A 288-nucleotide genomic window follows, 5' to 3' on the forward strand; every position below is an offset into this window, starting at 1 on the left:
CGCCTTTAATACGATATCGTTGTACGATACCTTCTTATCCACTTTTTTGTATGCTTCACGCAGCGCTGCCGCGTTCGTCATATCCGCGCGCACCGTATGTGTCAGCTGCGCGTGCACCCGCAGGCTTTCCTGCATCCGATCCGCAATCACCTTGCGCATCCCCTTCATTGGGATAACGCGCTCCCCGCGCTGCGTCCCGCCACCGGCTGCCGCGCTTCTTGCCGCTACCGCAGCCAGGATATCCTCCCTTGTGATCTTGCCGTGAGAGCCGCTGCCGCTTACCTCCGC

General features: G+C 60.1%; 1 protein-coding gene. It reads right to left on the reverse strand.

Annotated elements, in window-relative coordinates:
- Positions 1–288: 2-oxo acid dehydrogenase subunit E2 (locus CHK_RS13505; protein ID WP_046444606.1), on the reverse strand; the 288-nt coding region annotated here is incomplete at both ends.

It is taken from the genome of Christensenella hongkongensis, assembly GCF_000981035.1.
GTDB classification, from domain to species: Bacteria; Bacillota; Clostridia; order Christensenellales; family Christensenellaceae; genus Christensenella; species Christensenella hongkongensis.